Origin of the sequence: Alloyangia pacifica (genome assembly GCF_020524285.1) — a bacterium.
Taxonomy (GTDB): domain Bacteria; phylum Pseudomonadota; class Alphaproteobacteria; order Rhodobacterales; family Rhodobacteraceae; genus Salipiger; species Salipiger pacificus_B.
Map to the genome: position 1 here is coordinate 522,994 of NZ_JAIVKX010000002.1, position 11,538 is coordinate 534,531.

The window sequence follows — 11,538 nt, forward strand, 5'->3', positions numbered from 1 at the left end:
GCGGCGTGGGAGGGCAACGTGGCGGGGCCCGGAAAGGTTCATTCTGAGTGCATAATAAATGGGCGGAAAAATGCCGCCGTCGCGCTAGGCGTCCTGCAGCAGCGCAATGAGCCGCGTTTTCTCGCCGCTGTCGCGGGCGCTGGAGATCACCGCCGCGAGCTCCTCGAGCGAGGCGATGCTGTGCCCGGCGCGAAAGCTGTCCACATGCGGCAGCATCGCGCGGACCCCCGCCGCCCTGGGCGCAAACCCGTCCCAGCGCAGCAGCGGGTTGAGCCAGATCAGCCGGCGCGACGAAAGCTGCAGCCGTGTCATCTCGCGCGCGAGCAGCCCCGCGTCGTCGCGGTCGAGCCCGTCGGTGATCAGCAGCACCACCGCGCCCTGCCCCATGACCCGGCGCGACCAGTCCCGATTGAAGGCGTGCAGGCTGGCCCCGATGCGCGTGCCGCCCTCCCAGTCCTGCGCCTCGGCCCCGGCCGCCCTCAGCGCGGCGTCGACGTCGCGGGTGGCGAGATGGCGGGTGATATTGGTCAACCGCGTGCCGAAGGTGAAGGCATGGACCCTGGCCCATCCCGCACCGCGCCGATTGGCCACCGCGTGCAGGAAATGCAGCACCATCCGCGAGTACTGGCTCATCGAGCCGGAGATGTCGCAGAGCACCACGAGATTGGGCCATTTCTCGCGCGGCTTGAGCTGCGCGAGGCTCCGGATCTCGCCGCCCTGCCGCATCGCACCGCGCAGCGTGCGCCGCCAGTCGAGCCTATGGCCCTGCGACGACGGTTTGCCGCGCCGCGACGGCAGGGGTTTCACCGGAAGCTCGAGCCGGGCCAGCATGCGCTTGGCCTCGGCGATCTCCTCGAGCGACATCTGCTCGAAGTCGAGGGTCTTCAGACGCTCCTCGCGCGAGACGGTGAAGGAGGCGTCGACCTCGACCTTCGTCGCCTCCTCTTCCTGCTCGTCGGCGGGGATCTCGGGCATCTGCGCGCCGAGCAGCGCCTGCGCGGCGCGCTTCTCGGCCGATTGCGCCAGCTTTTCCTCCTGCACGCCGCGGATCGCCGGGAGCATCATCGACATCATGTGTTCGAGGTAACGCGGGTCGCGCCAGTAGAGCCGGAAGACCTGCGCGAAAACCACCCGCTGCTCGGGGCGCGAGACGAAACAGGCGTGCAGGGTCCAGTAGAAGTCCATGCGGTCGGTGAAGCCCGCCGCCTCGACCGCGCGCACCGCGTCGACCACCCGGCCCGGCCCCACCGGCAGCCCGGCGCGGCGCAGGGCGCGGGCGAAATGCAGGATATTCTGCGCGAGGCGCGGCTGCTCTGGGAGCGTGAGGGGGAGCTGCTCAGCCATCAGCGGCGCGATGCCTCTGGCGGGCGAGACTTTCGGGGGCGCTTGCCGCCGGAAACACACAGCCGGGGGCGCTGCCCGCAGATGCCAATTAACCGAGGGCTCTGCCCCCAGATGACAGTTAACCGGGGGCTCTGCCCCCGGGCCCGCGGGATATTTCTGTCTAGACGACGCATCAGGCCGTCTCGAGCCCGGCCCGGGCCTCGTCGAGCAGGCGCTTGGCCTCGCTGCCCTGGATCTTGGCGATGTCGTCCTGGTATTTGAGGATAGCGCCGAGCGTGTCCGAGATCACCTCGGGCGAGAGATCGATTACGTCGAGCGCCAGCAGGCACTTGGCCCAGTCTATGGTCTCGGCGACGCCTGGCTTCTTGAACAGATCCTCGGTGCGCAAGCGCTGCACGAAGGCGACAATCTGGCGCGAGAGCGCCTCGGCCACCTCCGGCGCGCGGGCGTGCAGGATATCCAGCTCGCGGGCGAAGTCGGGGTAGTCGACCCAGTGGTAGAGACAGCGGCGCTTCAGCGCGTCATGCACCTCGCGCGTGCGGTTGGAGGTCAGGATGACGGTCGGCGGCTCGGGCGCGGTGATCGTGCCAAGCTCGGGGATGGTCACCTGGAAATCGCTCAGCGCCTCGAGCAGGAACGCCTCGAAAGGCTCGTCGGTACGGTCGAGCTCGTCGATCAGCAGGATCGGCGCGCCGGTCTCATCGGGGCGCATGGCCTGCAGCAGCGGGCGTTCGATCAGGAAATCGGGGCCGAAGAGGTCGTGCTGGAGCTGGCCGCGGTCGGCTTCTCCCGCCGCCTCGGCGGCGCGGATGGCGATCATCTGCGCCGGGAAGTTCCACTCGTAGACCGCCGAGCCCGCATCGAGCCCCTCGTAGCATTGCAGGCGGATCAGGCGGCGCCCGGTGGCAAGGCTCAGCGCCTTGGCGATCTCGGTCTTGCCGACCCCCGCCTCGCCCTCGAGGAACAGCGGCCTGCCGAGCCGCAGCGCCAGGAAGAGCACCGTGGCGAGGGGCCGCGGGCAGACGTAGCCGGTGCCGGCCAGAAGCTCCTGCACCGCGTCGATCGAGCTGGGGTCTTGCATATGGGTCTCCTCCTGCCCTGATTGCTGCCCGCAGGGAGGCCGCCGGTCAAGGGAGATGCGCCCTATCCGCCTGCCCGCGTTGACGCGCCCGGGGCGAGGTGCGATGGTTTTGCGGCAAGACAACCGGGACAGAGCCCGGGCGGGTACGGGCAGCGGTATGGTAACGACGACGGCAAGCGGGCTGCGCATCTGCGCGGTCACCTGCGTGAAGAACGAGGGCCCATTCCTGCTCGAATGGGTGGCCTACAACCGACTGCTCGGCGTCACGGATTTCCTTTTCTATTCCAACGATTGCGACGACGGCACCGATGCGCTGCTGGACGCGCTGGCGCCCGTGGGCGTCCTGCACCTGCCGAACCCGGCGCAGGGGCGCAACTACCAGATGGAGGCGCTGAAGGACGCCGCCCGGCAGCAGGTGGTGACCGGCGCCGACTGGGTCTGGGTGGCCGATGTCGACGAGTTCCTGAACGTGCGGGCGGGCGATCACACGATCCCGGCGCTGATCGACGCCTGCGGCGATCCGCAGGCGATCTCGGTCAGCTTCCAGTTCTTCGCCAATGGCGGGGTGACGACCTTCGAAGATGCGCCGGTGATCGCGCAGTTTTGCCGCTCTCACAATCCCGACCTCTGGTGCGACCAGAGCGCCATCGAGGTAAAGACCCTCGTCCGGCGCGACTTCCCCTTGCAGTATTTCGGCGCGCACCGGCCGTTCTTCCGCAAGTCCCTGCCCGCGGCGAAACACCCGCGCTGGACCGACGGCAGTGGCCGCACGGTGCCCGCGCCGTTCCTCACCGCCGACCGCCCGCGCCGCATGCGCAAGTTCCCCGCCGCCGGCGCCCGACGCTTTGCCACGCTCAACCACTACGCGCTGCGCGCGCTCGACAGCTATCTGGTGAAGACCGAGCGCGGCGACGTGAACCGCGAGGGGCGCATCTTCGACGAGAGCTACTGGCAGGAGCGCAACGATACCGCCTGGGAAGACCGCTCCATCCTGCGGATGCTGCCGGCGTTGGCCGAAGACATCGCCGAGTTGCGCGCCCTGCCCGGCGTCGCCCGGCTGCACGATTTGTCGGTGCAGGCGCATCGCGCCAAGATCGGCATGCTGCGCGCGCAGCCGAAGGTCGCCGCCCGCGCCGCGCATCTGGCGGCCCTGCCCGCGCTGCCGCCCGGCGAGGCGGAGCTGATGGCCCGCCTGGGACTGGCGGAGGGCGCGGCGTGATCGTCATCAACCTCGGCCTGCCGAAGAGCGGCACCACGACGCTGGGCCTCGCGCTGGAGCGGGCGGGCCTCACGGTCGCCGACCACAAGCTGCGGCGGGGCAAATGCCCCGATCCGGCGCTCGCCGGGAGCTTTGTCGCGCGGCAACTCTACGACGGCTACTTCCGCTCGGGCGACCCGCTGGAGCGGCTCGGCGGGCTCGACGCGCTGGCCGAGGTCAGCGTGCTCAACGCCAAGCTGAACCTCTGGCCGCAGACCGATTTCGGGCTCATCGAGGCGCTGCGGACCCGCCACCCGGAGCTGAAGTTCGTCGCCTCGATGCGCGACCCGCAGGCCATGGCGCAGTCGATGCTGCGCTGGTCCGACCTCGGCACGGATCGGCTGCCGCGCGGCGCGGTGCCCGGCCTGCCCGCGGGCTACGGCGAGACGCGGCTCGAGCGCGCGCAATGGATCTCCGCGCACCAGCAGTTCCTGCGCCGCATCTTCGAGGGCGATCCGCGCTTCCTAGCCTATGACATCGCCGACCCCGAGGCTCCGGCGCAGATCTCGCGCCACCTCGGGATCACGCTGCCCTGGTGGGGCAAGGCCAACGAGAACCTCCCGGGCAGGACCAAGAGGGCCCGGGGGTGAGAATTCTTCTTCATATCGGTCCCGACGCGCAGAGCAGCGCGCGGCTGCAGCAGGTGATGGACGCCAAGCGGCGGCAGATGGCCAAGCGCGGCGTGCTCTACGCCCGCAGCCCGGGGGCGCGCAACCACACGCGGCTGTTCATGGCGGTGAGCGATCCCGGCGCGGTGGATGCGCTGCGCTGGGGGCGCGGTGTCGACACCCCCGCGCGGCAGGAGGCACTGCGCGCCGAGGTGGCCGCGCAGCTCGCCGCCGAGGTCGAGAGCGCGCAACCCGATATGCTGCTCCTCTCGGCGCATCAGCTCGGCAGCGGGTTGACCACGCAGGCCGAGCTTGCCCGGCTCCGCGCCCTGTTGGCGCCGCTCTCCGAGGACATCACCGTGGTCGCGCACCTCGATGCCCCGGCGCGGATGCTGGCGCGGCACTATGCGGCGCAACTTCTGGAGGGGCGAAGGCACGGACTGGACCTGGAACTGGGCCTCTGCACCGCGCCCGACTGGTGGCAGGCGGCGCTCGGGACCCGGCCCGCCCGCGACCCGCGCGGCGGCGTCTTCCCCGAAGCGCAGGGCGCCGTGCACTGGCTCGATTTTGCCCGGCTGCAGCGCGGCTGGGAGGCGGCTTTCGGCCCCGGCGCGGTGCGGTTGCGCAGCCTCGATCCGGCACAGCTCTGCGGGGCCGAGGTGACCGAGGAAATCCGCGCAGCCTTCGAGATCGGCCAGAGCATCGGCAAGGTCGAGGCGGTGCAGCCGCCTGTCCAGCACTCCGCCGCCTGGCTCAGCCGCTGCCGACGGATGAACGACGTGCTGCTGCGCTATCTCGCCGCCGAGCCCGAATTGCAGATCCCCCGCCCGCTCTGGCGCCGCCTGCTGGGCGAGATCAAACTGCCGGGCGCGCCGCTCGATCCCGGCGCGCTGGAGGCCGTGAACCGCCGCTTCGCGCCTGACCTCGCGGGCCTCATCGCGCAGCACCCGGGGCTGGACCCCGCGCACCTGCGCCCCGACCCCGCGACGGCAGACTGGCAAGAGGCCGATCCGGGCTTCGGCTTCCGCGCGACCCAGTACCTCATGGCCTTCCGCTGGCGCATCGAGCAGGCCGCGAAAGAAGCCGCGAAGGAGGCCGGGGCAAGCAGCCCCACGCCCGCTGCGCTCGTGTCGGAGGTCGCCCCGGTCCTGCCCGACGCCGCGCTCCGCAAGCTGCAGGCGCTGCAGGGGTCGCCCTGGCTGCCGCACAACCGTCTCGGCGCGCTCGACGAGACCGCCGCGATGCCGCCCTTTGCCACCGTTCCGCCGCGCCCGCGCAGCGAATCTGGCCCGCGGGTCATCCTCGGCTGCATGAAGAACGAGGCGCCCTATATCGTCGAATGGATCGCCTATCACCGCGCCATCGGTTTCGATGATTTCCTCATCTATTCCAACGGCTGCGAGGACGGGACCGACCGCATTCTCGAGCGCCTTGAGCAGATGGGCCTATTGCAGCACCGCGACAACAACAGCTGGTCCGGCAACTCGCCGCAACAGCACGCGCTCGACGCGGCGCTGGACGAAGAGCTGATCCGGACCGCCCGATGGATGCTGCATTCGGACGTGGATGAATTCGTCAATATCCGATGCGGCAACGGCACGCTGGACGACCTCTTCGCCGCCGCGCCCGAGGCGACGCATTTTGCCCTCACCTGGCGGCTCTTCGGCCACGATGGGGTGCAGTCGCTGGCAGATGCGCCGGTGATCGGCCAGTTCTCCGCCTGTGCGCCGCGCTACTGTCCCAAGCCGCACACCACCTGGGGATTCAAGACGCTGATGCGCGGCGTGGGGGCCTATGAGAAACTCTCCTGCCATCGCCCGAACAAGCTGCGACAAGACGCTGAAACAGAAGTGAAATGGGTCAATGGCTCGAGCCGCGACATGACCTCGGAGGCGCTGCGCAACGGCTGGCGCAACTCGCGCAAATCGATCGGCTACGACCTCGTGCAGCTCAACCACTACGCGCTGCGCTCGGCCGAGAGCTACCTGATCAAGCGCCAGCGCGGGCGCGCGCTGCACGTCGACCGGCAGATCGGGCTGAACTACTGGATCCGCATGGACTGGTCCGGTGCCCGCGACCTGACCATCCAGCGCAACCTGCCGCGGCTGCGGGCCGAGATGGGGCGGCTGCTGGCCGACCCCGAGCTGGCCCGTCTGCACGCCGAGGGTGTGGCCTGGCACCGAGAAAAAGCAGCCGAATTGCGCGCGGATCCCGAATTCGGGAAATTGTTCCGCGAGGCGACCACCCTCTCCCTCACCCCCGAGGAGCGCGTCGCCTGGGCGCTGTCGCTGGACATGGAGAGCTGACGCATGACCGACCCCAGCATCACCGCCCCCAGCACTACCACCCCCAGCATCACCGCGGTTGTCTGCGTGCGCAACGAGGGCGCCTTCCTACTCGACTGGCTGGCACATCACCTTGCCGCCGGGGTGAGCCACGTGGTGGCGCTCAGCAACGACTGCCAGGACGGCACCGATGCGCTGCTCGACCGGCTCGCCGAGATCGCCCCGCTGACCCACATCCGCAACGATGGCCCCTACGACAAGCGGGGCGTCCAGTTCACCGGGCTGAAGCTGGCGGACAAGGCCGAGGCAGTGCGCGGCGCCGATTGGCTGCTGGCGCTCGACGTGGATGAATTCGTCAACGTCCATACCGGCGATCGCACGCTTCAAGCGCTGATCGGCGCGCTGCCGGACGCGACGGCGATCACCCTCACCTGGCGGCTCTTCGGAAATGCCGGGGTGATCAACTTCGCCGACCTGCCCGTGCCGCAGCAGTTCACCCGCGCCGCGCCGGTGACGATGTACTGGCCCTGGCGCTCGGCGATGTTCAAGACGCTCTACCGCAACGACGGCCGTTACGGGGCCCTGGGCGTGCATCGCCCGCGCAGCCCCGACACGGCCAGGCTCGCCGGGGCGCGCTGGTTCGACGGCGAGGGCCGCGAACTTGACGCGCAGTTCCACACGCGCCGCATCTTCTCCAATTACGGGCGCTCGAACTACGCGCTGGCGCAGCTCAACCACTACCCGCTCGGCGCGATGGAGAGCTACGTGCTGAAGGCCGACCGCGGCCGCGCCGTGCACGGCGCTCACATGCTCGGGCTCGACTATTGGGTCGAGCGGAATTTCAACACCGACGAGGACCACAGCATCGCCGCGCTGTCAGCGCCGACCCGCGCCTTGCGTGACGACTTCGCCGCGGATCCGAGGCTCGCCGAGCTGCACGCCGCCGCGGTGCGCTGGCGCAAGGCACACTTTGCCGAGCTGATGGCGCAGGAGCCCTACCGCGCGCTCATGGGGCGGCTGCTGATGACCCCGCCGTCGCGCCCGCTGCCGCCCGAACTGGCCCGGCCCTTGATCGCCGCCGCCACCCGCGCCCGGCAGGCGGGCGAGGCCTGACCGCACCGCTCAACCGCCTATCGCGCAGCGTTTTTTCTTGCCGCCGCACCACCGCCGTATTACCCATAAACCCACATATTTCCGCCTCAATCCCCGCGCAGGCTGCTCCCATCCCGAGACGGGCAGAGACCGCGTGCGGACGCAAGCAGGCTTGCTCAGACCCCGACCGGATTCGACAGGACAATGGCAGGTATCATGAAGGACAACACGGATCAGATCGGGCGCGAGACCGTGTTCGACGACGAGCTCGACCTCACCGATGTTGACCTCAGCCACCACGCCGGTCCCGCCTGGATCGACGCCATCTCGGAAGTCGGAGAGGCGCATGGCTTCGCCGAGCCGCTCGGCAAGCGCCACCACGCGATCTTCGTCGAGGATGGCGACACGCTGCTGGTAACCTTCGAGTCGATGCCCGGGATCTCCGCCTACAGCCAGACCGCCACGCCGCTCGGCTGGGAGATGCAGGCGATCGAGGGCTGGTCGAATCTCTCGGTGATCTGCAGCGCCGACACCTGGTTCCGCGACGAAGAGGTCATCCACTTCTTCGACCAGTTGCTCGACGATGGCTTCTTCGACGAGTTCGAGAAGGTGATCTTCTACGGCGCCGGCCCCTGCGGCTACGCTGCCGCCGCCTATTCGGTCGCCGCGCCCGGTGCGCGGGTGGTGCTGCTGCAGCCGCAGGCGACGCTCGATCCGCGCGTGGCGGAATGGGACGACCGCTTCCCCGAGATGCGCCGCGTCGATTTCACCTCGCGCTTCGGCTATGCCCCCGACATGATCGACGCCGCGCAGGCGGCCTATGTGCTCTACGACCCGCAGGAGCGGATGGACGCGATGCACGCCGCGCTTTTCGAGCGGCGCAATGTGACCCGCTTCCGCCTGCCCTACATGGGCGACGCGCTGCAGGGTGACCTGCTGGAGATGGACCTGATCCACCCGATCCTCGACGCCGCCGCCGACGACCGGCTCGACACCGCCGAGATGGCCCGCCTCCTGCGCGCCCGTCGCACCCATCCGCCCTACCTGCGGCGGCTGCTGTCGCGGCTCGATGCCGAGAACCGGCCGTTGCTGGCGGAATGGCTCTGCGCCAATGTCACCGCCCGGATGAACGCGCCCCGCTTCCGCCGCCGCCTCGAGGCGCTGCGCGCCGAGGCTGAGGGGCGAGAAATCTGAGCCAGACCCCGCCCGGACTAAAGGCGAAGCCGCCGGGCGCGCGCCTGCCCGTCCCGGCGGGCTGGCGCTGTTTTGAACTTAAGCAATGTTCGGATAGCGTCCGGACTTCTCTGGAATAGAGTACGAACTTCAACCTTTGCAGCGCCACCCCACGGGCAGGCCCTCTCCGGCTACCGTCTCACATTTCACAGGCCGGGTGTGACCGTGCGGCCCTTCCGCGTCACACGACCAGCGAGCCGACTCGCGACACCTGCCCTCCGCCGACTGGCGCGGCCACACCCGTGGTCGAGGGCCCCGAGGTCGGCCAGCCCTGCGCCACGCGCACGGCAAGGAAACCGAAGGCCTGCGCTTCCAGCATGTCCCCGTCGAGGCCCGCGTCCTCGACCGGCACCACCGGACAGTCGAGCCCGGCCTGCAGCATCGCCATCATCACCGGGTTGTGCCGCCCGCCGCCGGTGACCAGCAGCTTCTCGGGCGGGATCGGGCAATGCTCCATGCCCTGCATCACCGCGGCGGCGGCCATGGCGGTCATCGTCGCGGCGGCATCAGCATCCGAAAGCTCGCGCACGAGGTCGAGCATCAGCGAGAAATCATCCCGATCGAGGGATTTCGGCGGCATGCGGCGGAAGAAGCCCTCTTCGAGGAACAACTCCAACGCACCATCGACCACCGCGCCCTGCGCCGCCAGCGCGCCGTCGCGGTCGCAGTCGAGGCCGAGCCGCTCGCCCACCAGATCGTTGATCGGCGCATTCGCCGGGCCGGTGTCGAAGGCCAGCAGCGCGCCGGGTGCCTCGGGCGCGGGTTTGCGCGGGTCGACCCAGGTGAGATTGCCCACCCCGCCGAGGTTGAGGAAGGCCACGGGCGCCTCGGCCCCCATCTTCCGCGCGCAGGCGAAATGGTAGAAGGGCGCCAGCGGCGCGCCCTCGCCCCCCAGCGCCACGTCGGCAGAGCGGAAATCCCAGACCACGTCGCGGTTCAGCGCCTCGGCCAGCACCGCGCCGTCCCCGAACTGATGCGTGCCGCGGCCGTGCGGCTCATGCGCCAGCGTCTGGCCGTGAAAGCCGACCAGTTCGGCCTCGGGGAACTCGGCCAGCAGCTCGGCATGGGCGCGCTGCACGACCTCGAGCGCCTCTTCCAGACCGGGCGATTTGCCGTCATCGGGCCAGCGCCCCAGCGCGGCCTTCAGAACCCGGCGCTCGGCCTCGGTATAGGGCCGGTATCCGGAACGCCCGAATTCGTGGATCTGCGCCCCATCGGTGCGGATCAGCGCCGCGTCCACCCCGTCGAGAGAGGTTCCCGACATACACCCCAGAGCCCAAACGGAGCGTGCACCCAACTTGCCCTTCACCTTCGCCTTCCCCGCGCTTATAGGAACGGTCGAACTATAAGAGGGATCCGCGATGACCTACCATCCCAAATCGGACTTCATGCGCGTCATGATCGAGCGTGGCTATCTTGCCGATTGCACCGATTACCAGGGCCTCGACGAGGCGCTGAGCAAGGGCGTGGTCACCGCCTATATCGGCTATGACGCGACGGCGCAGTCGCTGCACGTGGGTCACCTCCTCAACATCATGATGCTGCGCTGGCTACAGAAGACCGGCCACAAGCCGATCACCCTGATGGGCGGCGGCACCACCAAGGTGGGCGATCCCTCGTTCCGCTCGGACGAGCGCCCGCTGCTCGGGCCGGAGCAGATCGACGCCAACATCGAGGGCATGAAGCAGGTCTTCGCCAAGTACCTGAGCTACGGCGGCGGCGAGACCGACGCGCTGATGCTGAACAACGCCGAGTGGCTCGACGGGCTCAACTACCTCGAGTTCCTGCGCGACATCGGGCGGCATTTCTCGGTGAACCGCATGCTGAGCTTCGAGAGCGTGAAATCGCGCCTCGACCGCGAGCAGTCGCTGTCGTTCCTCGAGTTTAACTACATGATCTTGCAGGCCTACGACTTCCTCGAGCTGAACCGCCGCTATGGCTGCGTACTGCAGATGGGCGGCTCGGACCAGTGGGGCAACATCATCAACGGCATCGACCTGACGCGCCGGGTGCTCGACAACGAGATCTACGGCCTCACCTCGCCGCTGCTGACCACCTCGGACGGGCGCAAGATGGGCAAGAGCCAGGGCGGCGCCATGTGGCTCAACGCCGACATGCTGAGCCCCTACGAGTTCTGGCAGTTCTGGCGCAACACCACCGACGCCGACACCGGGCGCTTCCTCAAGCTCTACACCGAGCTGCCGGTCGAGGAATGCGAGCGGCTGGGATCGCTGCAGGGCTCGGAGATCAACGCCGCGAAGATCATCCTCGCCAACGAGGTCACGACGCTTTGCCACGGCGCCGAGGCGGCCGCAGCCGCCGAGGCAACCGCGCGCGAGGTCTTCGAGAAGGGCGGCGTCGGGGACGACCTGCCGACTCTGGAGCTTTCCGCCGAGGAGATCGGCGAGGGCATCTCGATCGTGCAGGTGATCGTCCGCGCCGGGCTCGCCAAGTCCGGCAAGGAGGCCAAGCGCCTGATCACCGAGAACGGCGCGCGGATGGATGACCAGCCGCTGACCGACGCCGGGCTGATGCTGGATGCTGCCGCACTGGCTGCGCCGGTGAAGCTCTCGGCAGGCAAGAAGCGCCACGCGCTGGTGAAGCTGGGCTGAGGCTTTCAGAGCTGGGTTTCGGAGG

The 11,538-nt window shown here is 69.1% G+C and carries 9 protein-coding genes; 6 read left to right on the top strand and 3 right to left on the bottom strand.

Features of this window, described 5'->3' with window-relative positions:
• Positions 1 to 84: 84 nt before the first annotated feature.
• Positions 85 to 1,344 (bottom strand): vWA domain-containing protein, encoded by a 1,260-nt coding sequence (locus LC039_RS03305; RefSeq protein WP_226621631.1) that lies wholly within the window; start codon positions 1,342 to 1,344, stop codon positions 85 to 87.
• Between the two features lie 172 nt (positions 1,345 to 1,516).
• The gene (locus tag LC039_RS03310) at positions 1,517 to 2,425 is read right to left on the bottom strand and encodes an AAA family ATPase (RefSeq protein WP_226621632.1); all 909 of its coding nucleotides are present in this window, start codon (positions 2,423 to 2,425) and stop codon (positions 1,517 to 1,519) included.
• A 181-nt stretch (positions 2,426 to 2,606) separates the two neighbouring features.
• On the opposite strand from LC039_RS03310, the gene LC039_RS03315 reads away from it, so the two are divergent.
• From LC039_RS03315 to LC039_RS03335, 5 genes are all read left to right on the top strand, one after another.
• The gene (locus tag LC039_RS03315; RefSeq protein WP_226621781.1) at positions 2,607 to 3,644 is read left to right on the top strand and encodes a glycosyltransferase family 2 protein; all 1,038 of its coding nucleotides are present in this window, start codon (positions 2,607 to 2,609) and stop codon (positions 3,642 to 3,644) included.
• A complete protein-coding gene (locus LC039_RS03320; RefSeq protein ID WP_226621633.1) occupies positions 3,641 to 4,273 on the top strand; it encodes a sulfotransferase family protein in 633 nt (210 codons plus the stop codon). The genes LC039_RS03315 and LC039_RS03320 overlap by 4 nt, the downstream gene beginning before the upstream one ends.
• Positions 4,270 to 6,597: a glycosyltransferase family 2 protein gene (locus LC039_RS03325; protein WP_226621634.1), complete on the top strand. Its 2,328-nt coding sequence runs from the start codon at positions 4,270 to 4,272 to the stop codon at positions 6,595 to 6,597. The genes LC039_RS03320 and LC039_RS03325 overlap by 4 nt, the downstream gene beginning before the upstream one ends.
• Before the next feature lie 3 nt (positions 6,598 to 6,600).
• Entirely contained in the window at positions 6,601 to 7,689 is a 1,089-nt protein-coding gene (locus LC039_RS03330; RefSeq protein ID WP_226621635.1) for a glycosyltransferase family 2 protein, read from the top strand.
• A 195-nt stretch (positions 7,690 to 7,884) separates the two neighbouring features.
• Positions 7,885 to 8,862, top strand: a complete 978-nt coding sequence (locus LC039_RS03335; protein WP_226621636.1) for a phosphoadenosine phosphosulfate reductase — start codon at positions 7,885 to 7,887, stop codon at positions 8,860 to 8,862.
• A gap of 220 nt (positions 8,863 to 9,082) precedes the next feature.
• Here the strand turns inward: LC039_RS03335 and LC039_RS03340 are convergent, their stop codons facing one another.
• Positions 9,083 to 10,165 (bottom strand): anhydro-N-acetylmuramic acid kinase, encoded by a 1,083-nt coding sequence (locus tag LC039_RS03340; RefSeq protein ID WP_264179423.1) that lies wholly within the window; start codon positions 10,163 to 10,165, stop codon positions 9,083 to 9,085.
• A gap of 97 nt (positions 10,166 to 10,262) precedes the next feature.
• Here LC039_RS03340 and tyrS point away from each other — a divergent pair, with 97 nt between their 5' ends.
• Complete coding sequence (tyrS, locus tag LC039_RS03345) at positions 10,263 to 11,513, top strand: tyrosine--tRNA ligase (protein ID WP_226621638.1); 1,251 nt, start codon at positions 10,263 to 10,265, stop codon at positions 11,511 to 11,513.
• The last annotated feature ends 25 nt before the right edge of the window (positions 11,514 to 11,538 follow it).

Coding starts and splice junctions, on each gene's coding strand:
- LC039_RS03305 (WP_226621631.1), bottom strand. CDS start 1,344: ATGGCTGAGCAGCTCCCCCTCACGCTCCCAGAGCAGCCGCGCCTCGCG.
- LC039_RS03310 (WP_226621632.1), bottom strand. CDS start 2,425: ATGCAAGACCCCAGCTCGATCGACGCGGTGCAGGAGCTTCTGGCCGGC.
- LC039_RS03330 (WP_226621635.1), top strand. CDS start 6,601: ATGACCGACCCCAGCATCACCGCCCCCAGCACTACCACCCCCAGCATC.
- LC039_RS03335 (WP_226621636.1), top strand. CDS start 7,885: ATGAAGGACAACACGGATCAGATCGGGCGCGAGACCGTGTTCGACGAC.
- LC039_RS03340 (WP_264179423.1), bottom strand. CDS start 10,165: ATGTCGGGAACCTCTCTCGACGGGGTGGACGCGGCGCTGATCCGCACC.
- tyrS (WP_226621638.1), top strand. CDS start 10,263: ATGACCTACCATCCCAAATCGGACTTCATGCGCGTCATGATCGAGCGT.